Below are 20,521 nucleotides of genomic sequence, written 5' to 3'. Positions count from 1 at the left end.
TCCCTCCACCCCCTCTCCCCGTTCTTACGGGGAGAGGGTTGGGGTGAGGGGCCTCTCTCAACGAATGAGATGGCCACGAGACCTGTACCCCCTCACCCGGATTGCTCAGGCGCGCAGTCGCGCGCCAAAGCAATCCGACCTCTCCCCGCAAGCGGGGCGAGGTAAAGCAAGCCCGCGCGGCCTTCTTCATCGAACCCTCTCTCCCTCCATCGCGACCAATTCCTGGGTGCTTTCTCTCGCCCGGAGCCTTTCGCATGGACTGGACCTGGTATCTCTTCCGCTTCGAGGGCCGCATCAACCGGGCCAAATATTGGCTGGCCGGGCTCATCATCGTCTGCTGGATGATCTTCCTGGCGGCCATCGTGGCGGCGCTCGGTGCCCGCTCGTTCGGTTTCGCGGTCGACGACATCTTCAAGGCCGTCGATCCCGACAACTATCGCACGCTGTCGCGCACCGACCTCCCGTTGGTCGTGGCCAAGGTGATCGGCACGCCGCTGTTTGCGTGGGTGTTCGCCGCAACGTCCATCAAGCGGCTGCATGACCGCGACAAGAGCGCCTGGTGGGTGCTGCCCTTTTTCGTCCTTCCCGGACTGATCAACCAGTTCGTGGACCGGATCGGCAACGGCTATATCGGTTTCGCGCTGGCCCTGATCTCATTCGTGCTCGCGACCTGGGGCGGGATCGAACTGCTGTTCTTCCGCGGCTCGAGGAAGACCAACCGCTTCGGCGCCGATCCGCTCTACGTCTCGCCCGCGGGCAAGCCGGGTTGGGATCAGCAACGCGAGCTCGAAATGTCCGCGCAGAAGGCTGGCCCGCCGCCGCAATGGCGTGTTAAGCCGGAAGCATGACCGATGCTCTCTCCATTGCCCGCGACCTCATCCGCTGCCCCTCGGTAACCCCTCAAGACGCCGGCGCGCTCGGCGTGCTTGAAAAAGCCTTGATCGCAGCCGGCTTCACCTGTCACCGCGTGACCTTCAGCGAGGAAGGCACCGCCGACGTCGACAATCTCTATGCGCGGATCGGCACCGATGGACCGCACATCACCTTCGCCGGCCATACCGACGTGGTGCCGCCGGGCGACGAGAGCGCCTGGAGCGTCGGCGCGTTCTCCGGCGAGGTGAAGGACGGCTTCCTGCACGGCCGCGGCGCTGTGGACATGAAGGGCGGCATTGCCTGCTCCGTCGCCGCGGTGTTGGAGCATCTTGCGGCGAACGGCGGCAAACCGCGCGCGGATGGTAAAGGCTCGATCTCGTTCCTGATCACCGGCGACGAGGAAGACGTCTCCATCAACGGCACCATCAAGCTCTTGAAATGGGCCGCCGAGCGCGGCGAAAAATTCGATCATTGCGTGCTGGGCGAGCCCTCCAATGTCGAGTCGCTCGGCGACACCATCAAGGTCGGCCGGCGCGGCTCGCAATCGGGCACGCTTTACGTCGACGGTGTGCAGGGCCATGTCGCCTATCCGCACCGCGCGGCCAATCCGGTGCCAGATATTTCGCGGCTCATCGTGGCGATCTCGGACGAGCCCCTCGACCATGGCAGCGCGCAGTTTCAGGCTTCCAATCTCGAATTCGTCTCGGTCGACGTCGGCAACAAGGCCTTCAACGTCATCCCCGGCGAGGCCCGCGCCAGGTTCAACATCCGTTACAACGACAACCACACACAAGCGTCCTTGCGCGAGCTGGTCGAGACCCGCCTCGCCAAAGCCTGCGGCAACCGCATCAAGGCCCGCATCGTCTGGGAGCCGTCGAACTCCAACGTGTTCGTCACCAAGCCCGGCCCGTTCACCGATCTCGCGGTGTCGGCGATCGAGGAGGTGACAGGCCGCAAGCCGGAGCTGTCGACCTCCGGCGGCACCTCGGACGCCCGCTTCATCTCGAGCTACTGCCCGGTGATCGAGTTCGGCCTGGTCGGCCAGACCATGCACCAGGTCGATGAGCGCGTGCCGGTGACGGATCTGGAGAAGCTGACCAAGGTCTATCGCGGGATTCTGACGCGGTATTTTGGGTGAGGCGCTGCTGCCGCATCGACCACCACCGTCATCGCCCGGCTTGACCAGGCGATCCAGTACTCCGAGACGGCAGTGATAGAACCGAGAGGGCGCGGGGTACTGGATGCCCCGCCTTCGCGGGGCATGACACCGAGAAGGCTGCGCCAGCTTGCGCCTCTCTAGTAATCCACCTTCATCAAATACAGCCCCTCTGGCGGAGCGACGATGCCGCAGGCTGAGCGGTTACGCGCGGCGAGTGCTGCGGAGAGGTCGTCTGCGGTCCAGCGGCCTTCGCCGACCCAGACCAGCGAGCCCACCATCGAGCGCACCTGGCTGTGCAGGAACGAGCGCGCCGACGTGACGATGATGATCTCGCGGCCGTCGCGCATCACGTCGAGCTGGTCGAGCGTCTTCTCCGGAGATTTGGCCTGGCACTCGGTGTCGCGGAAGGTGGTGAAGTCGTGCTTGCCGAGCAGGCGCTGCGCTGCTGCATGCATCGCATCGGCATCGAGCTTGCGCGGCACGCGCCAGGCGTGGCCGACGTCGAGCGCGAGATTGGCGCGGGTGTTGACGACGCGATAGCGATAGTGCCGCTTCACCGCCGAGAAACGCGCTTCGAAGCTGTCGGGCACGATCTCCGCCTCGAGCACCGCGATCGGATGCGGGCGCAGATGCGCGTTCAAGCCATCACGAAAGCGCCCCGGCGGAAACTGCTTCTCGACATCGACGTGCGCGACCTGGCCGCGCGCATGCACGCCGGCATCGGTGCGACCGGCGCCGTGCACCCGCAGATCGGCGCCGGTCATCGCCTTCACGGCCGCTTCCAGTGCACCCTGCACCGAGGGCAGCGTGTCCTGCACCTGCCAGCCGAAGAACGGCGCGCCGTCATATTCGATGGTGAGCTTGTAGCGCGGCATCAGGAAAGCCGCATCGGCGGCTTCACAGGGACGCCACGCAGGAAGTCGGTGGCCTGCATCCGCGCCTTGCCTTCGCGCTGCAGCTCGAGAACGCGGATGGCGCCCTCCCCGCAGGCGATCGTGAGCTGATCGTCCAGCACCGTGCCCGGATCGCCCGAGCCTTTGGCCAACTCGCAGCGCAGGATTTTTACCCGAGCGTTCTCAAGCTCGGCCCAGGCGCCGGGGAACGGCGACAAGCCGTGGATGTGGCGCAGCACCGCGTGCGCGGGCTTGCTCCAGTCGATCCGCGCTTCGGCCTTGTCGATCTTGGCCGCATAGGTGACGCCGTCCTCGCTCTGCTTCTTCAGCTGGAGCCCGCCGCGGTCGAGCGCGGCCATCGCGCGCACCATCAGATCGGCGCCGAGGCGGGAGAGGCGATCATGCAGATCGAGCGCGGTCATGTTGTCCGAGATGGCAAGGCGCTCGGCCATGGCGACGTCGCCGGTATCGAGGCCGATATCCATCTTCATCACCATGACGCCGCTCTCGGCATCGCCCGCCATGATGGCGCGGTTGATCGGCGCGGCGCCGCGCCAGCGCGGCAAGAGCGAGGCATGCAGATTGTAGCAGCCGAGTTTGGGCGCATCGAGGATCGCCTGCGGCAGGATCATGCCGTAGGCGACGACGACGGCCGCATCGGCGTCGAACCCACGAAACTCTTCCAGCGCTTCCTCCGTCTTCAGCGTCTTCGGCGTCAGCACAGGCACGCCGAGCTTTCGCGCGGCCTCCTCGACCGGGGTCGGCTGCATCTGCAGCCCGCGCCGGCCGCCCGGCTTCGGTGCACGGGTGTACACGGCCACGATCTCGTGGCCGTGCGCGACCAGTTCGAGCAGCGTCGGCACCGAGAAATCGGGCGTGCCCATGAAGATCAGGCGGAGGGGCATCAACAGAACTCGCTGCGTTCCCCCCCCTTGTGGGGGAGGGTGGGGGAGAGGGGTGCCACACGACGCGCTCTCTCGCCGTGAGCGCGGGCGCTTTGTTGTTGGCACTCCGAGAATCGAGAGCACCATTTGCTGGTCTACCCCTCTCCCCCACCCTCCCCCACAAGGGGGAGGGAGCGCAGGGGAGCGTGGGACAACACCAGTCGGTTACAATTGACTCACTCAGCGCGCTTGGCGGCTTTCTCGAACTTCTTGATCACGCGGTCGCGCTTGAGCTTTGACAGATAGTCGACGAACAACACGCCGTTGAGATGGTCGATCTCGTGCTGGATGCAGGTGGCGTAAAGGCCTTCGGCGTCCTCCTCGTGCACCTTGCCGTCGAGGTCGGTGAAGCGCACGCGCACCTTCGCCGGCCGCTCGACCTCCTCGTAATATTCAGGGATCGACAGGCAGCCTTCCTCGTAGGTGGAGAGCTCCTCGGACGAGGCGAGGATCTCCGGATTGATGAAGACGCGCGGCTCCGGCTTGGTCTCACCGTCCTGGTTGGGCTTGGCGAGGTCCATGGTGATCAGCCGCAGCGGCTGCGCGATCTGGATCGCCGCCAGGCCAATGCCGGGCGCGTCGTACATGGTCTCGAACATGTCGTCGGCAAGCTTGCGGATCTCCGAGGTGACCTTCTCGATCGGCTTGGAGACCAGACGCAGCTGCTTGTCGGGCAGGATGATGATTTCTCTGAGGGCCATGGCGGGCGATTTAAGCCGCGCGCGACAAGCGGTCAATGCGGCCGGGAACACGTTAACGCTCCGCTAACCATAAAACTTCAGCTTTCGTTAACCATAAAAACGAGGGGACCGTTAACCGAGCCCGTTCCCTCTTCGTTCGCCCTTGGCCGCCGAATCGGCTAGAAGGGCAGCCATGAACGATATCATTTTCATGCTGGGCGACTGGCCGGTGCGCACGATCGATGCGCTGATCGGCTTCGGCGCGCTCGTCCTCATCCTGTTGGTGGTGATTGCCGTCGTGATCGCGCGATCCGGGCGCCGCGGCGCGGAACTCGCGATGGCGAGTGCGATCCGGGCCGACGAGCTGGAGGAGCGGCTCGCCCAGGTCCTGCACGCCCAGAGCGAAGCCTCGGGCAGGGTCGATGCCATGACCCAGGCCCTGGCCGGCCGGCAGGCGGAGATGGCGCGGGCGGTCAACGAGCGGCTGGATTCGGTGACCCATCGGGTCGGCCAGTCCATGGAACATTCGACCCGCAACACCATGGAGAGCCTGCGCGCGCTGCATGAGCGGCTCGGAATTATCGACAGCGCACACAAGAACCTCACCGACCTCACTACGCAGGTGACGACCTTGCGCGACGTGCTCGCCAACAAGCAGTCGCGCGGCGCCTTCGGCCAGGCCCGGATGGAGGCGATCGTCCAGGACGGTCTTCCCAAAGGGTCCTACGAATTCCAGTTCACGCTTTCGACCGGAAAGCGGCCGGACTGCGTCGTATTCCTGCCCGACCAGCGCCCGCTCTGCATCGACGCGAAATTCCCGCTGGAAGCGATGACCGCGCTGCACGACGCCCGCACCGACGAGGAGAAGCGCCTTGCCACGCAACGGCTGCGCGGCGACGTGATGAAGCATGTCAGCGACATCGCCGAAAAATACCTCGTCACCGGTGAAACCCAGGAGATGGCGCTCATGTTCGTGCCGTCGGAATCGGTCTACGCCGAGATCCATGACGGTTTCGACGACGTAATCCAGAAAGCCTATCGCGCCCGCGTGGTGCTGGTTTCGCCTTCGCTGCTGATGCTCGCGATCCAGGTGATGCAGCAGATCATGAAGGATGCACGCATGCGCGACGCCGCCGACCTGATCCAGACCGAGGTGATCAAGCTCGGCGATGATCTGGGCCGCCTGCGCGACCGCGTGCTGAAATTGCAGAAGCATTTCGCCGACGCGAACGAGGATGTCCGACAGATCCTGATCTCGGCCGACAAGATCGAGAAGCGCGCGGGGCGGATCGAGGAGCTGGATTTCAGCAAGACCGACACACCGGCGGAGGGCCCGCGGCTGGTGGCGGGAGCGGGCGAGCTGTTTCCAAGGAAGCTCCAGGCGGGGGAGTGAGCCGCTCACCTCTCCCCGCTTGCGGGGAGAGGTCGGATCGCTCTTGCGATCCGGGTGAGGGGGTACAGGTCCGTCGTCGCCTCCCGTGTGGAGAGATGCCCCTCACCCCAACCCTCTCCCCGTAAGAACGGGGAGAGGGAGATGAGGCAGCGCCCCCAGAATCTGCTAACACCTTCCTATGACTGCACCCGACGCGACTTCGCCCGCCGGCACCGATGCCCCCGCAACGTCCTGGCGCGACAGCCTGGCCGTTTATCTGCAACCGCGAGTGCTGATCGTGCTGTTCCTCGGATTCTCCTCGGGGCTGCCGCTGGCGCTGTCGGGATCGACGCTCTTGGTGTGGATGCGCGAGGCCGGTGTCGATCTCAAGACCATCGGGCTGTTCGCGCTGGTCGGCACGCCCTACACGCTGAAATTCCTGTGGGCGCCGCTGGTGGATGCGCTGCATGTGCCGCTGTTCACCCGCGCCTTCGGGCGGCGGCGCGGCTGGCTGCTGTTCTCGCAGATACTGCTGATCGTCGCGATCCTGCTGCTGGCGATGACCAATCCCGCCAGTTCGCCATTCTACGTTGCACTCGGCGCGCTGCTGGTGGCGACGACGTCGTCGACCCAGGACATCGTGGTCGATGCCTTCCGCGTCGAGAGCCTGCCGGAGAGCGAGCAGGCGGCCGGCATGGCGTCTTACGTCGCGGCGTATCGCATCGGCATGCTGGTCTCGACTGCGGGTGCGCTGTTCATCGTCTCGGGCTTCGAGAGCAGCGGCATTCCACGTCCGTCAGCCTGGATGTGGGGCTATGTGGTGATGGCGGCGATGGTGCTGATCGGAACGGTCACGGCGCTGGTCGCGACCGAGCCTGAGCAATCCGTGCAGGCGGAAGCGGCGACGCACGACGAGACCGCGTTCACGCGCGTGCTGCACGCGGCAATCGGCGCCTTCTCGGAATTCCTGTCGCGCAAGGATGCGCTCGCCGCGCTCGCTTTCGTGGTGCTGTTCAAGTTCACCGACGCGTTCTCCGGCACCATGACGGCGCCATTCGTGATCGACCTCGGCTTCACCCGCAACGATTACGCGGCGATCGTGAAGGGCGTCGGTCTCGCCGCCACCCTGATCGGTGGTTTTGCCGGCGGCTTCGTCGCGCGGCGCTATTCGCTGGCGACCTCGCTCTGGCTGGGCGGCGTGGTGCAGGCGCTGGCCAACCTCACCTTCTCCTGGCTCGCGGTGGTCGGCACCAATCAATGGGCGCTGGCGCTCGCGATCTGCGCCGAGAACTTCACCAGCGCAGTCGGCACCGTGATCTTCGTCGCCTATCTCTCCGCCCTGTGTCAGAACCCGCTGCACACCGCGACGCAATATGCGCTGCTCACCGCACTTGCGGCGGTGGGACGGACCTATCTCTCGTCGGGCGCCGGCTTCGTCGCCAGCGCAACCGGCTGGCCATTGTTCTTCGTGATCTGCGTGCTGGTGGCGATCCCGAGCCTGGTGCTGCTGGCCTGGCTGCAGAAGCGCGGGCACTTCGAGGCGCTGGGGCCAGTGAGGGTGTGACGCGGCGCTCTCCCTTGTCATTGCGAGCGAAGCGAAGCAATCCAGAAATGCATCCGCGGAAAGACTCTGGATTGCTTCGTCGCAAGGGCTCCTCGCAATGACAGGGAGAGAGCGGTTCGCTCCCTACTACTTCTTCACCAAGCTCCACTTCGTCACCACGGCCTCGCTCATCTGGCCGGGATCGCTGGCGCAGGTGATCTCGTCCACCTTGACCGAGATCTCCTTGCCCACGAACGATTTCAGCTGCGAGGCCTGCGCGTCGCTGGAGGTGACGAGCTGGAACGTCTCGGGCCCGGTCTCGAGATCGCACAGCCCGTTCGGCGCCGGCAGGCGGCGCGGCTCGGAGGTGATCTGGTACATCGCTATCCGCTTGCCGGCGTTCTTGACGTCGCGAATCTTCATGGCGTTCAGCTCGCCCGAGAGCACCTCGCCGGCGCTGATCGGCTTGCCGGGCTTCGGGGGCGGCGGCGCCTCGTCCTCCTGCTGCGCGGCGATCGCCGGGGTCACCAGCAGCAGCATCGTCGCGACCAAAGCAAAGCGTGTGGCGAAAAGTTTCGTCATGTCGTCCGTTCCGTAAGTCTGGATGGAGATTCTCGTTTTGACGCGTTTTCTTCACGCGAACCGGGATCCACTTCGCTCGAAAACGCTCTAGAACAGGGTCCGCTGCCGCATCGCTGCCGATAGGGTGCCCTCATCGAGATAATCAAGCTCGCCACCGACAGGTACACCGTGCGCGAGCCGGGTTATTTTGACGTTGGCGTCCTGAAGAAGGTCGGTGATGTAATGCGCGGTGGTTTGGCCGTCGACGGTCGCATTCAGCGCCAGGATGATCTCGTGCACCTCGGCTGCATGCGCACGCGCGACCAGCGCGTGGATGGTCAGGTCCTGCGGACCGACGCCGTCGAGCGGCGACAGCGTCGCTCCCAGCACGTGGTAGCGCCCTTGCGTCGCATTGGCTCGCTCCAGCGCCCAGAGATCGGCAACGTCGGCGACGACGACGATGATCGCCGGGTCGCGCTTCGGATCCGTGCAGACCGTGCAGGGATTTTGCGTGTCGATGTTGCCGCAGGTCTTGCAGACCTGGACCTTGTCGAGCGCGACCTGCAAGGCGGAGGACAGCGGCATCATCAGCGCTTCGCGCTTCTTGATCAGATGCAGCGCCGCGCGCCGCGCGGAGCGCGGACCCAGGCCCGGCAGCCGTGCGAGAAGCTGAACCAGCCGCTCGATCTCAGGACCTGCAACCGCGCCCATGTTACTGGCCGAACAGCCCCGGCGGCAGGCCGAGCCCGCCGGTGAGCGACTGCATCTTCTCCTGCATCGCGGTCTCGGCCTTGCGGCGGGCATCACCGAGCGCCGTGACGAGCAGATCTTCCAGAACCTCGCGCTCTTCGGCCTTCATCAGCGAGGGATCGATCTTGATGCCCTTGACGTCCATCTTCGCGGTCATGCGCACGGAGACCAGGCCGCCGCCCGAGATGCCTTCGACCTCCACATTGGCGAGAGATTCCTGCATCTCCTGCATCTTGGATTGCAGCTGCGCCGCCTGCTTCATCATGCCGAGAAAATCAGCCATGGGTATTCGTCCTTGGAAAGAGTGGCTCAGAGATCGTCGTCGGAACCGTCGATCGGATCGTCGCTGCCATAGTCCGCGTTAATATTGGATTCCGGCGTCTCGGGGGCAAGCTTGCGGACCTCGACGACCTTTGCACCGGGGAAGCGCGACAGCACCTCCTGCACGCGCGGGTCGGCCTCTGCCGTGCGCGCATGTTCCTGCTTCGCCGCCTGGTTTACCGAGCGCAGCGTCGGCTGGCCCTGCTCGTTGGATACGATGATGGTCCAGCGCCGGCCGGTCCACGTCTCGAATTTCCGCGCAAGCTCGGTGACCATGGCCTTCGAGGCGTTCGGCTCGAGCGCGATTTCGAGCCGGCCCTCCTCAAAACGGACGAGGCGCATGTCGCCTTCCAGCGCGGCCTTGGTCATGACGTCGCGCTTCTGACTGGCAAGCGCGACGAGCTGGGTGAAGCTCGTGATGCGCAGCTGGGGAGCCGCACCTTGCGGATCCGGCGCGGGCGCCGCCATTTGCGGCCGCGCGGCACCGCCGAACGCTGAGGGCGATGACGTCGGCATGCGAACTGGCGCAGCTGACGTAACGGATGCAGCTGAGGCCATCGGCGCAGACGGCGCGTTACTGCGTGCCGCACCGCCTCCGCTCACGACCGGCGAGCCACCGCCGTTCTGTTCCAGCATCCGGATCGCTTCGTCAGGCGCCGGCAGGTCGGCGACATAGGCGATGCGCACCAGCACCATCTCGGCGGCCGCGGCGGGGCGCGTCGCACCCTGGACCTCGGTGATGCCCTTGAGCAGCATCTGCCACATCCGCGAGAGCACCCGCATCGAGATCTTCGCGGCAAATTCCTTGGCGCGCACACGCTCGGTCTCGCCATAGGCGACGTTGTCGGCCGTAGCAGGCACGATCTTCACGCGGGTGACGAAATTGACGAACTCGGCAAGGTCCGAGAGCACAACGATGGGATCGGCGCCGACGTCGTATTGATCGCGGAATTCCTTGAAGGCCGCGGCGATATCGCCGCGCGCCAGCGACTCGAACAGGTCGATGACGCGGGTGCGGTCGGCGAGGCCCAGCATCTGCCTGACTGCATCGGCCTTCACCTGCCCCGCCGCATGCGCGATCGCCTGATCGAGTAGCGACAGCGAATCGCGCACCGAGCCTTCCGCGGCGCGCGCGATGATGCCGAGCGCTTCCGGCTCGATCTCGACGTTTTCCTTGGCCGCGATGTTGGCAAGGTGCTTCATCAGCACATCGGCCTCGACGCGGCGCAGATCGAAACGCTGGCAGCGCGACAGCACGGTGACCGGAACCTTGCGGATCTCGGTCGTCGCGAACACGAATTTGGCGTGCTCCGGCGGCTCCTCCAGCGTCTTCAGGAAGGCGTTGAACGCCGCCGTCGACAGCATGTGGACTTCGTCGATGATGTAGACCTTGTAGCGGGCGCTGGCCGGCGCATAGCGCACGCTGTCATTGATCTGGCGGACGTCGTCGACGCCGGTATGCGAGGCCGCGTCCATCTCCAGCACGTCCATGTGCCGGCTTTCCATGATCGCCTGGCAGTGCACGCCCAGCGTCGGCATGTGGATAGTCGGGCCCTTCACCGAGCCGTCCGGCATCTCGTAGTTGAGCGCGCGGGCCAGAATGCGCGCGGTGGTGGTCTTGCCCACGCCGCGGACGCCGGTGAGGATCCAGGCCTGCGGAATCCGCCCGGTCTCGAACGCATTGGAGACGGTGCGGACCACGGCCTCCTGGCCGATCAGATCGTCGAAGCTTGAGGGGCGGTATTTGCGCGCCAGCACCCGGTAGGGTGCGTTGCCGGCGGGGCCGGCGCTGTCGGGATTTTGAGGGGCGCCAGCGTCGGTCATCGGTCGATCCGCAATGAAATCTCTCTCGGCCGGCTTTTGCGGAAAGGAGCGCGCTGGCGGGAGGCCCGCCGGCGCTGGTTCGCTCGAAAAAACAGGTAGGAGACTGACGAGCGACCCGATCCGGACCTCGTTAGGGCTGCTTCCTTCCGGACCTGACCCGGTTGGCGAGTGGCTCGTCCACCGCCAATCTCCCGGTCCCTATTTGGGGCCAAAGGACGCGGAAAGCAAGCGGGTATCGGCTTGAACAGGTTGAGTTTGCCCAGCATCCGGGCATTTCCTGACCTGCCCAGCCGATAGGCTTACGCTTTCGCTGGTCGGACCACCTTGCTAAGAACGGCCGCCGGAACTCCATCCGAGCGTAATCCGCAGGAGTCGGCGAGGCGCACCTTCCTCAGCCATTTCCACCGCACCGGCGCCCTGCCGCCGGCTATCACAGCATCCTGATGTCAGACATCACCCGCGTCTATCTCGTCACCGGCGCCGCCAGCGGAATCGGCCGCGCCACCGCAAAGCTACTTGCCGCACCCGGCATCGCGCTTCTGTTGCACACGCGCGCGAACGCGGAAGGTCTCGATGCCACCGCGGCTGAGGCCGAAGCAAAGGGTGCGGTCGTTGCAAAGTGCCTCGGCGATCTCGCAGAGGAAGCAGCCGTCATCAATGCCATCGCCGCCGCGCAAGTCGCGTTCAGCCGCCTCGACGGATTGATCCTGGTCGGCGGCCACGCCCGCCGCGGCAGCGCCATCGGCATGCCGGCGAATCAGTTCCGCCAGGCGATGGACGAATCCGCGCTGGCCTTCACGCGCATGGTCGAGGCTGCACTTCCGTTGCTGCGTGCCGGACAAGACCGGCGCATCGTGGCGGTGTCGTCCTTCGTGGCGCATGCGATCCGGCCCGAATTCGCGCCGTTCGCGGCAACCGCGGCAAGCCGCTCCGCGCTGGAAGCACTGGTGAGACTCACCGCCATGGAGCTCGCGAAGGACGGCATCACCGTCAACGCGGTTTCGCCTGGCCTCATCGTCAAGGACAAGCCCAGCGAGAGCCGGCTATCGCCGGATCAGATCGCGGCGACAGAGGCGCTGATCCCGATGCGCCGCCGAGGACGGCCGGAGGAGGTCGCCGCGGTCGTCGCCTTCCTGGCATCTGCAAAAGCATCCTACGTCACCGGGCAGGTCTGGCACGTCAACGGAGGCCTGACATGACCGAAGCAATCGTCTAGCGCGTGTTGCTGGAGCTGACGTCGAGCGGCGGCGCGATCGGCCGACATGGCATTGCTCGACATCTCGAAGCGATTCGGAAACAATTCCGCGCGCTCGAGGCGCGCTTGTCCGGTACGACGACCGTGTATGCGGTGACAGCGGGGCACGATCCTTCCCCTCAGGGAATCGGTATCGTATGGTCGGAGCCGAACACGCCCGCTCCCATCGGGCCATCCGGAAGCATCCATGTCCGAACCCACCTGGTCGCTGCACTCCCGCCTGAAAGAGGACACCATCGACATCGGCGATCTGCCGCTGTCGAAGGTGCTGGTCATCAAGGACGCGCACTATCCCTGGCTGCTGCTGGTGCCGCGGGTGGATGCAGTCGAGATCATCGATCTCGACGAAGTGCAGCAGGCGCAATTGATGACGGAGATCTCCCGCGTCTCGCGCGCGCTGAAGGAGATCACCAAATGCGACAAGCTCAATGTCGCAGCGCTCGGCAACCTCGTGCCGCAGCTTCACGTCCACATCATCGCGCGCCGCACCAGCGATGCCGCCTGGCCGCGGCCGGTCTGGGGCGTGATGCCGCCGCTGGCCCATGATGCCGCAGAGGTTCAGAATTTCATCAGCGCGCTTCGCCGAAAAATCTGGTTGGGTTGAAAGAACAAGAAATGTCAGCATTCGACGCGTTTCCGCTGGGGCAACCAGCCTTCGTTACCAACATCCTCGATCGCGCCGCGCATCTGCGCCGCGACGACGAAAAACTGTTCGCGATGGAGCAGAAATCCTCGTCGCGTGCCTACGTCGTCTACCGCGACTCGCTCGTGGTGAAGCGCGAGGGCGACAAGGTGCGCGCGCTGCTCTCGATCGACGAAGCGCTGAAATGCGGCGCCAATCCCGGCACGATCTTCCTCGGCCTGCGCGATGGCGCGGCGATATTCGGCATGGGTCTCGCCCAGGCCGCCGCCGAGAAGCTGCTCGGCCGCGAGGACTACACCGTCACTGAACTGCGCGGCATGGCGATGCAGGGCGCGATCCCGCCTGACGAGCTCTCGGCGATCGCAATGGCGAAGTCGATGGTCAGCTGGCATCAGCGCCACGGCTATTGCGCCAATTGCGGCACGCGTACCGCGATGAAGGAAGGTGGCTGGAAACGCGACTGCCCCGCCTGCAAGGCCGAGCATTTTCCGCGCACCGATCCGGTTGTGATCATGCTCGTGGCATCAGGCGAAAAATGCCTGCTCGGCCGACAGAAGCAGTTTCCGCCGGGCATGTATTCCTGCCTCGCCGGCTTCGTCGAGGCCGCCGAAACCATCGAAGACGCGGTTCGCCGCGAGATCTTCGAAGAGTCGGGCATTCGCTGCACCGACGTGCAGTACTACATGACGCAGCCCTGGCCGTATCCGTCATCCCTGATGATCGGCTGCAGCGCGCGGGCGGTGAGCGAGGACATCGTCGTTGATCGCATGGAGCTGGAAGATGCGCGCTGGTTCTCGCGCGAGGAAGCGGCCCTGATGCTGAAGCGGACGCACCCGGACGGGCTCGCCGGCCCGCATCCGTTTGCCATCGCCCATCACCTGCTCGGCCGCTGGGTGCACGACAAGAGCTGACCGGCGATGGCGCCATCCGAGATCGCGCCGCGCATCCTCTGCGTGGGCATGCCCGTGCGCGACCTCACCTTTCGTGTGGAGGTCGTGCCGGCGCGCGGCAGCAAGGCAAATGCGACGCATATGACCGAGATCTGCGGTGGCAACGCGCTCAATGCTGCGATCGCCATCGCGCGGCTCGGCGGGCGCGTCGCGTTTGCCGGACCGATGGGCGATGCGCGGGAAACGTCGAGCGACTTCATTCTCGACCAGATGGCGACTGAGGGCATCGACACCGCACATATCGTGCGCATACCGCGCGCGGCGACACCCGTCTCCGCGATCATCATCGACGCATCAGGCGAACGAACGCTGACGATCTATCGCGATCCCGCGCTGTGGACCGTGAAGCTAGCAGATGCAGCCGAACTCCTCGCGGATTGCCAGGCCGTCCTGGTCGAGAGCCGCTGCGGCGCCTTTTGCAACGATATTTGCACCGAGGCGCACCGGCGCGGCATTCCCGTGATCGTCGGTGTCGACCGGGCGATGGCGCTGACCGACGTCCTGCTGAAGGCCGCCTCGCATCTGCTGTTCGCCAGCGAGCAGGCGCAGGAAACCGCCGGCGTCGCCGGCGACGCCGAAGCCTTGAAGCGCTTGGCCAAGCTGACGCCAGCCTTCCTCGCCGCCACCCGCGGCCCACGCGGCACGATCTGGCTGAACGAGACGGGCACGCTGGAGGAGACGCCGGCCTTTCCGGTCGAGGCGGTCGATACGCTCGGGGCCGGCGACGTCTTCCACGGCGCTTTCACGCTTCGGCTCGCCGAGGGCGCCGGGGTGCCGGACGCGCTGCGATTCGCCGCGGCCGCCGCAGCTCTGAAATGCACCCGGCATGGCGGCGGCACCGCCGCGCCCCAACGCATTGAAGTTGAACAGTTTTTATGTGATCGCCGTTAGAGCCTTTGCAGGGGCGCGCTGAGATTATGGGCTTGCGATAGAAGATTTTCCTCTATATGACGGAAATCAGCCATCATATTGGAACAACGTTCTTCAAATGACCGATGCCGCCGTCCAGATCCCTGAGACCAGCCGCCGCCTCGATGCCATCGACCGCAAGATCCTGATGGTACTCCAGGAGGATGCCTCCCTGTCGGTAGCCGAAATCGGCGACCGTGTTGGCCTGTCCTCGACCCCATGCTGGAAGCGCATCCAGCGCCTGGAGGCGGACGGCGTGATCCTGAAACGGGTCGCGCTGGTCGATCAGAACAAGATCGGGCTGGGTATCTCCGTGTTCGTGTCGGTGGAGAGCTCCGATCATTCCGACGCCTGGCTCAAGAGATTCGCCGAGGCGGTCAGCGCGATGCCCGAGGTGATGGAGTTCTATCGCATGGCCGGCGACGTCGATTACATGCTGCGCGTCGTGGTCGCGGACATGCAGGCCTACGACGTCTTCTACAAGAAGCTGATCGCCGCCGTGCCGCTGAAGAACGTCACCTCGCGCTTCGCGATGGAGAAGATCAAGTCGGTGACGACGCTGCCGATCCCTGCCGTGGTGGCGGCGTAAGGCGCACCATACAGATGCTGTCATCGCCCGGCGAAGACCGGACGATCCGGTCTTCCAGAGACAGTGCGGGGATACGGAGAAGCCGCAGCGTACTGGATGCCCCGGTGAAGCCGGAGCATGACAGCGGTGTGAGAGGCCTGCATCACGCCTCCCTCACCTCAAATCTTCTGATTGTACTCGCCGACTTCGGGATGGGTGCGCAGCACGCTGTTCACCATCTCGAACATGTCGTGCATGCGCTGCTCGGAGACGGGGCTCTCGACCACGACCACCAGTTCGGGCTTGTTGGAGGAGGCACGCACCAGCCCCCAGCTGCCGTCCTCGACCGTGACGCGCACGCCGTTCACCGTGACGAGATCGCGGATCGATTGCCCGCCGATCTTGGCGCCCTTGGCCTGCAGGCTTTCGAAGTGCTTCACGACCTTGTCGATGACGCTGTACTTCACCTCGTCGGCGCAGTGCGGTGACATCGTGGGCGATGACCAGGTCTTTGGCAGCGCGTTCTTCAGGTCCGCCATCGACTTGCCGGGCGCGCGGTCGAGCATGTCGCAGATCGCGATCGCCGAAACCAGGCCGTCGTCATAGCCACGGCCGTAGGGCTTGTTGAAGAAGAAGTGGCCGGACTTCTCGAATCCCGCGAGCGCGCCCGTCTCGTTGGTGCGGCGCTTCATGTAGGAATGGCCGGTCTTCCAATAGGCGGTTTTGGCGCCCTGCTTCTGCAGCACCGGATCGGTGATGAACAGGCCGGTCGACTTCACATCGACGATGAACTGCGCGTCCTTGTGGATCGCCGACATGTCGCGCGCCAGCATCACGCCGACCTTGTCGGCAAAGATCTCCTCGCCGGTGTTGTCGACGACGCCGCAGCGATCGCCGTCACCATCGAAGCCGAGGCCGACATCGGCCTTGTGATGCAGCACCGCATCGCGGATCGCGTGCAGCATCTCCATGTCTTCGGGGTTCGGATTGTATTTCGGGAAGGTGTGGTCGAGCTCGGTGTCGAGCGGGATCACCTCGCAGCCGATCGCCTCCAGCACCTGCGGCGCGAACGCGCCGGCAGTGCCGTTGCCGCAAGCCGCAACGACCTTGAGCTTGCGTTTGAGCTTCGGACGATTGGTGAGATCGGCGATGTAGCGCGCCGGATAATTCTCGTGGAACTGGTAGGAGCCGCCCGCCTTGTTCTTGAACGCGGCGTTGAGCACGATTTCCTTCAACCGCGTCATTTCGTCGGGGCCGAAGGTCAACGGACGGTTGGCGCCCATCTTCACGCCGGTCCAGCCATTGTCGTTATGCGAGGCGGTCACCATGGCGACCGCGGGCACGTCGAGGTCGAACTGCGCGAAATACGCCATTGGCGTCACCGCAAGCCCGATGTCGTGCACCTTGCAGCCCGCGGCCATCAGGCCGGAGATCAGCGCATATTTGATTGAGGCCGAATAGCCGCGGAAATCATGGCCTGTGACGATCTCCGGCTTGACGCCGAGCTCGGCGATCAGCGCGCCCAACCCCATGCCGAGCGCCTGGATCCCCATCAGGTTGATTTCCTTCTGGAACAGCCAGCGCGCGTCGTATTCGCGAAAACCGGTCGGCTTCACCATCGGTTCGGATTCGAAGGCGTAGGTGTTGGGCAAAAGCACGGATTTCGGCTTGGGAAACATGGAGACGGTCTCGTGAAAGGGGCTTGAATTGGTGCAGCCTTAGCGAATGCCGGGCCGCAGCGGAAGGCAGGAATAAAGGCTTATGGCTGACAATTGCGGCAGTTTGGCAACGAAAAGCGGGGCCCGCGGATGGTCAGCGCAAGACCAAACTATCCGGGCGCTACTGCCCGACCCTACTGCTCCAGCACCATCTGGCCGTTGGCGTATTCAAAACGCCTGAGACGCGACAGGAAGGAGAGGCCCAGCAGGTTCTCCGACAGCGCCGCGTCGGGGAGCACCATGGCATCGACGTCGCGCACGATGAGGCCGCCGACATCAAGCATCGCGATGCGGGTGCGCGCGGCCTTGATGGTGCCGTTCGCGGTGGTGACCGTGGCGTTGTATTCGCTGCGCGAGGGACGTAGGCCGAAGCGCGCGGCCGAGGTCTCGTTCAGCGCCACAACGGAGGCGCCGGTGTCGACCATGAAGCCGATGCGCTGACCGTCGATGCGGCCTTCGGCCTGGAAGTGGCCGCGAATGTCGCGGGGGATGTTGAGGCTGCGGCCGCCAGCTGGCGCGGTCGCCGCGACCGCAACGGTCGTGCGTGGCACTGAGGTGGCGGACGCGGAGCTCACCCTGTCCGCCATCTGCGCCATGAAGGTGCCGAGGCCGATCATGATGGCCGCGAAGATCATAATGTTACGCATCACACCACTTCCGAGCCGGAGAGCTCGATTTCACCACGCGGCACGCCCGCCCGCGAGCGAACGCCCGGCGGAGCCGGCGCTATTTTGACGAAAAGGATGAGCGGACGGTTAATGGCTTCAGGTGCCGCGCGGCTTTGCGCGCCGGGTCGGCATCGCGCTGGCCGGATCATCCGGCCAGGGATGGCGCGGATAGCGGCCGCGCAGGTCGGAACGGACCGCCGCATAGCTGCCGCGCCAGAAGCCGGGGAGATCGCGCGTCACCTGCACGGGGCGTTGCGCCGGCGACAGCAATTCGAGCACTAGCGGCACCTTGCCGGCGGCGATCGAGGGATGGGTGTTGAGGCCGAACAGTTCCTGCAGCCGCACCGCGATAGTCGGTCCCTGCTCGGCCTCGTAGTCGATCGCGAGCACGCTTCCCGTGGGCGCCTCGAAATGGGTCGGCGCCTCGCGGTCGAGCCGCGCGCGCATCTCCCACGGCAACAGCGCCATCAACGCATCGGAGAGGTCGCCCGCGGAAATGTCCTTCAGCGCGATCTTGTCGTAGAGAACAGGCACCAGCCAATCGTCACGCCGCGCGATCAGCTCGCTATCGGAGAGATCGGGCCAGCTCTCGCCCTCGGCCTTGCGCAAGAACATCACGCGATCGCGCCATTGTTTTGCGGCCTTCGACCATGGCAGCCGGTCGAGGCCGGCGGCGATGAGACCATCTGCGAAGATGCGCGCAGTATCCTCCGATGGCGATACAGGAAGCGTCGCGTCGGACAGCGTGATCGCGTGCAGCATGCGCTTGCGGCGGGCGCGCAGTGCCATCGCGCCGCGGTCGAACGAGATCTCGTCGGCGCTCTCGATATGCTCGGCGAAATGCCGCTCGATATCGTCCTCGGCGATTTGCGCCGCGAGCAGGATGCGGCCGCTCGCAGCCGTGCCGGTCATCTCGCCGATCGCGATGTAAGGCGCTCGCGCGAGCGAAGAGCTCTGCTCCACCGCGGCGCCCCGGCCGTTGGCGAGCACGAAACTACCGTTGCCGCGGTTGCGGGCGACGCGGTCCGGGAAGGCATAGGCCAGCATCAGGCCGGTGGAGAGATCCTCCTGCGGTCCCGGCTTCTCGGACGCTGCGACCTGCGAGGCCCAGCGTCGCGCGAGATCGCGCGCACTCGCCGCCCGCGGCGAGCGGTCGCGGCGGAACTGGTCACGCCGGTGCTCGAGATCGACGCTGTCGCCGCCGAGCCCGCGCTCGGTGATGATGGCGGCGATCTCGGCCGCCTCTTCGCCGCAGCCTGCACGATGCGAATCCACGATCATGCGGGCCAGCCGCGGCGGCAGCGCCAGCGCGCGCAGGCTCTTGCCTTCCGCCGTAATGCGGCCATCGCCATCGAGCGCATTAAGCTCGGAGAGCAAGCTCTTGGCCTCCTTCCAGGCCGGCTGCGGCGGTGGATCGAGGAAGGACAACGCGGAGGGATCGGCAACGCCCCATTGCGCGAGGTCGAGCACCAGCGAGGACAGGTCGGCACTCAGGATTTCGGGTTGCGTATAGAGCGCCAGCGAGGCGGTCTGCGGCTCGTCCCAGAGCCGGTAGCAGACGCCTGGCTCGGTGCGGCCGGCGCGGCCGCGGCGCTGATCGACTGCAGCACGCGACGCACGCACGGTTTCGAGCCGCGTCAGGCCGATGTCGGGCTCATAGCGCGGCACGCGGGCGAGCCCCGAATCGACGACGATACGCACGCCTTCGATCGTCAGCGAGGTCTCGGCGATCGAGGTCGCCAGCACCACCTTGCGCATGCCCTTTGGCGTAGGCGAGATGGCGCGGTCCTGCACGGCGGCATCGAGCGCGCCGAACAGCGGCACAATTTCGGTGCTGGCGTCCTGCACGCGCTCGCTGAGGAAATTCTGAGTGCGGCGGATTTCGGCCGCCCCCGGCAGGAAGGCGAGCACCGAGCCGCTGTCGGCGCGCAGGGCCGAGGCAATCGCATCCGCCATCTGCCGCTCGATCGGCGCATCCGCCTTGCGGCCCAGATAGCGCGTCTCGACCGGAAAGGCGCGGCCCTCGCTTTCGACGACGGGAGCATCGCCCAGCAGCTTGGCCACGCGCGCACCGTCGAGCGTGGCCGACATCACCAGGATTCGTAGTTCCTCGCGCAGACCGGTTTGCGCATCCCGCGCCAGCGCGAGGCCCATGTCGGCATCGAGCGAGCGCTCGTGGAATTCGTCGAACAAGATTGCCGCAACGCCGGAGAGCTCGGGATCGTCGAGGATCTGGCGGGTGAAGATCCCCTCGGTCACCACCTCGATGCGCGTGGCGCGCGAGATCTTCGAACCGAACCGGACACGATAACCGACGGTCTCCCCCGTGCGCTCGCCAAGCGACTTGGCCATGCGATCGGCGCTGGCGCGCGCGGCGATACGGCGCGGCTCGAGCACGATGATCTTCTTGCCCTTGGCCCAGGGCGCATCGAGCAGCGCCAGCGGCACGCGTGTGGTCTTGCCGGCGCCCGGAGGGGCGACCAGCACGGCCGCATTGTGCGCCTCCAGCGTGCGCGAGAGGTCGTCGAGCACGGCATCGATCGGGAGGGGCGTGTCGAAGCTACGGGGCAAGGTCTATCCACTCGTCATGCCCAGCCTTGTGCCGGGCATCCACGTCTTCGACTAGAAAACAGACGTGGATGGCGGGGAGCCGGCTCCGCGAACGCATCGCCGGGCTACAGAATCGGGCCGGCGAAGCCTAAGCGAAGACGGCAAGCCCGGCCATGACGGAATTACGTGCGGTGGTGGATCAGGCCTGGGGCGACCGCCCCACGCTCTCATAGGTGAAGCCGGCGGCAGCCATGTCTTCGGGGCGGTAGATGTTGCGCAGGTCGACGATGATGGGCTGCGCCATGGTGGTCTTCAGCCGGTCGAGATCGAGCGCGCGGAA

Annotated in this window: 19 protein-coding genes, 1 other RNA gene and 2 pseudogenes; 10 read left to right on the top strand and 12 right to left on the bottom strand. The window is 65.4% G+C overall.

All coding sequences use genetic code 11. The features are described from left to right. Nucleotides 1-254 precede the first annotated feature (254 nt). Both IF809_RS11785 and dapE read left to right on the top strand, forming a co-directional pair. Nucleotides 255-848: a DUF805 domain-containing protein gene (locus tag IF809_RS11785; protein ID WP_462837654.1), complete on the top strand. Its 594-nt coding sequence runs from the start codon at nt 255-257 to the stop codon at nt 846-848. Further along, nucleotides 845-2,011, top strand: coding sequence for a succinyl-diaminopimelate desuccinylase (gene dapE / locus IF809_RS11780; RefSeq protein WP_128963802.1), 1,167 nt, complete (start codon nt 845-847; stop codon nt 2,009-2,011). Before IF809_RS11785 ends, dapE begins: the two co-directional genes overlap by 4 nt. Before the next feature lie 158 nt (nt 2,012-2,169). Here the strand turns inward: dapE and truA are convergent, their stop codons facing one another. From truA to def, 3 genes are all read right to left on the bottom strand, one after another. After that, a complete protein-coding gene (truA, locus tag IF809_RS11775) occupies nt 2,170-2,907 on the bottom strand; it encodes a tRNA pseudouridine(38-40) synthase TruA (RefSeq protein WP_128963801.1) in 738 nt (245 codons plus the stop codon). Further along, entirely contained in the window at nt 2,907-3,830 is a 924-nt protein-coding gene (fmt, locus tag IF809_RS11770; protein ID WP_128963800.1) for a methionyl-tRNA formyltransferase, read from the bottom strand. Before fmt ends, truA begins: the two co-directional genes overlap by 1 nt. A 215-nt stretch (nt 3,831-4,045) precedes the next feature. Next, nucleotides 4,046-4,570, bottom strand: coding sequence for a peptide deformylase (gene def, locus IF809_RS11765; protein ID WP_092292773.1), 525 nt, complete (start codon nt 4,568-4,570; stop codon nt 4,046-4,048). Between the two features lie 172 nt (nt 4,571-4,742). Here def and IF809_RS11760 point away from each other — a divergent pair, with 172 nt between their 5' ends. Together IF809_RS11760 and IF809_RS11755 are read left to right on the top strand one after the other, a co-directional pair. Further along, entirely contained in the window at nt 4,743-5,942 is a 1,200-nt protein-coding gene (locus tag IF809_RS11760) for a DNA recombination protein RmuC (RefSeq protein ID WP_128963799.1), read from the top strand. Between the two features lie 178 nt (nt 5,943-6,120). Next, entirely contained in the window at nt 6,121-7,485 is a 1,365-nt protein-coding gene (locus IF809_RS11755) for an AmpG family muropeptide MFS transporter (RefSeq protein WP_128963798.1), read from the top strand. Nucleotides 7,486-7,611: 126 nt separating this feature from the next. On the opposite strand, the gene IF809_RS11750 is transcribed toward IF809_RS11755, so the two are convergent. The 5 genes from IF809_RS11750 to ffs form a co-directional block, all read right to left on the bottom strand. Continuing rightward, nucleotides 7,612-8,046: a hypothetical protein gene (locus IF809_RS11750; RefSeq protein WP_128963797.1), complete on the bottom strand. Its 435-nt coding sequence runs from the start codon at nt 8,044-8,046 to the stop codon at nt 7,612-7,614. 87 nt (nt 8,047-8,133) lie between these two features. Then, entirely contained in the window at nt 8,134-8,736 is a 603-nt protein-coding gene (gene recR / locus IF809_RS11745) for a recombination mediator RecR (RefSeq protein ID WP_462837653.1), read from the bottom strand. 1 nt (nt 8,737) lies between these two features. Continuing rightward, complete coding sequence (locus tag IF809_RS11740) at nt 8,738-9,058, bottom strand: YbaB/EbfC family nucleoid-associated protein (protein ID WP_128963795.1); 321 nt, start codon at nt 9,056-9,058, stop codon at nt 8,738-8,740. Between the two features lie 26 nt (nt 9,059-9,084). After that, nucleotides 9,085-10,920: a DNA polymerase III subunit gamma/tau gene (locus IF809_RS11735; RefSeq protein WP_128963794.1), complete on the bottom strand. Its 1,836-nt coding sequence runs from the start codon at nt 10,918-10,920 to the stop codon at nt 9,085-9,087. A gap of 95 nt (nt 10,921-11,015) precedes the next feature. Beyond that, an RNA gene (gene ffs, locus IF809_RS11730) (signal recognition particle sRNA small type) lies at nt 11,016-11,112 on the bottom strand. A gap of 168 nt (nt 11,113-11,280) precedes the next feature. Between ffs and IF809_RS11725 the strand changes: the two are divergent. From IF809_RS11725 to IF809_RS11700, 6 genes and pseudogenes are all read left to right on the top strand, one after another. Then, nucleotides 11,281-11,364, top strand: a pseudogene (locus IF809_RS11725) (amino acid ABC transporter ATP-binding protein); the annotation flags it as partial. Next, nucleotides 11,364-12,119: an SDR family NAD(P)-dependent oxidoreductase gene (locus tag IF809_RS11720; protein ID WP_128963793.1), complete on the top strand. Its 756-nt coding sequence runs from the start codon at nt 11,364-11,366 to the stop codon at nt 12,117-12,119. The pseudogene IF809_RS11725 and the gene IF809_RS11720, both read left to right, overlap by 1 nt. 243 nt (nt 12,120-12,362) lie before the next feature. Next, nucleotides 12,363-12,779, top strand: a complete 417-nt coding sequence (locus IF809_RS11715) for an HIT family protein (protein WP_128963792.1) — start codon at nt 12,363-12,365, stop codon at nt 12,777-12,779. Nucleotides 12,780-12,790: 11 nt separating this feature from the next. Next, nucleotides 12,791-13,729: an NAD(+) diphosphatase gene (gene nudC / locus IF809_RS11710; RefSeq protein WP_462837652.1), complete on the top strand. Its 939-nt coding sequence runs from the start codon at nt 12,791-12,793 to the stop codon at nt 13,727-13,729. 6 nt (nt 13,730-13,735) lie between these two features. After that, on the top strand, nt 13,736-14,659 hold the full coding sequence (locus IF809_RS11705) for a sugar kinase (protein WP_128963790.1): 924 nt from the start codon (nt 13,736-13,738) through the stop codon (nt 14,657-14,659). 97 nt (nt 14,660-14,756) lie between these two features. Continuing rightward, nucleotides 14,757-15,266 carry an Lrp/AsnC family transcriptional regulator gene (locus tag IF809_RS11700; protein ID WP_128963789.1) on the top strand — a complete coding sequence of 170 codons (510 nt, stop codon included), beginning with the start codon at nt 14,757-14,759 and terminating at the stop codon, nt 15,264-15,266. A gap of 158 nt (nt 15,267-15,424) precedes the next feature. On the opposite strand, the gene IF809_RS11695 is transcribed toward IF809_RS11700, so the two are convergent. The 4 genes and pseudogenes from IF809_RS11695 to IF809_RS11680 form a co-directional block, all read right to left on the bottom strand. Continuing rightward, a complete protein-coding gene (locus tag IF809_RS11695) occupies nt 15,425-16,924 on the bottom strand; it encodes a phosphomannomutase/phosphoglucomutase (protein ID WP_128963788.1) in 1,500 nt (499 codons plus the stop codon). Between the two features lie 173 nt (nt 16,925-17,097). Beyond that, nucleotides 17,098-17,610 (bottom strand): TIGR02281 family clan AA aspartic protease, encoded by a 513-nt coding sequence (locus tag IF809_RS11690; RefSeq protein ID WP_462837651.1) that lies wholly within the window; start codon nt 17,608-17,610, stop codon nt 17,098-17,100. A gap of 117 nt (nt 17,611-17,727) precedes the next feature. Beyond that, the gene (hrpB, locus tag IF809_RS11685) at nt 17,728-20,202 is read right to left on the bottom strand and encodes an ATP-dependent helicase HrpB (RefSeq protein WP_462837650.1); all 2,475 of its coding nucleotides are present in this window, start codon (nt 20,200-20,202) and stop codon (nt 17,728-17,730) included. A 178-nt stretch (nt 20,203-20,380) separates the two neighbouring features. Continuing rightward, nucleotides 20,381-20,521 (bottom strand): annotated as a pseudogene (locus IF809_RS11680) (UDP binding domain-containing protein); the annotation flags it as partial.

This window comes from Bradyrhizobium sp. UFLA06-24 (assembly GCF_054967145.1).
Note: the sequence above shows the minus strand (reverse complement) of the source record. Positions and strands in the feature narration are given on the sequence as shown.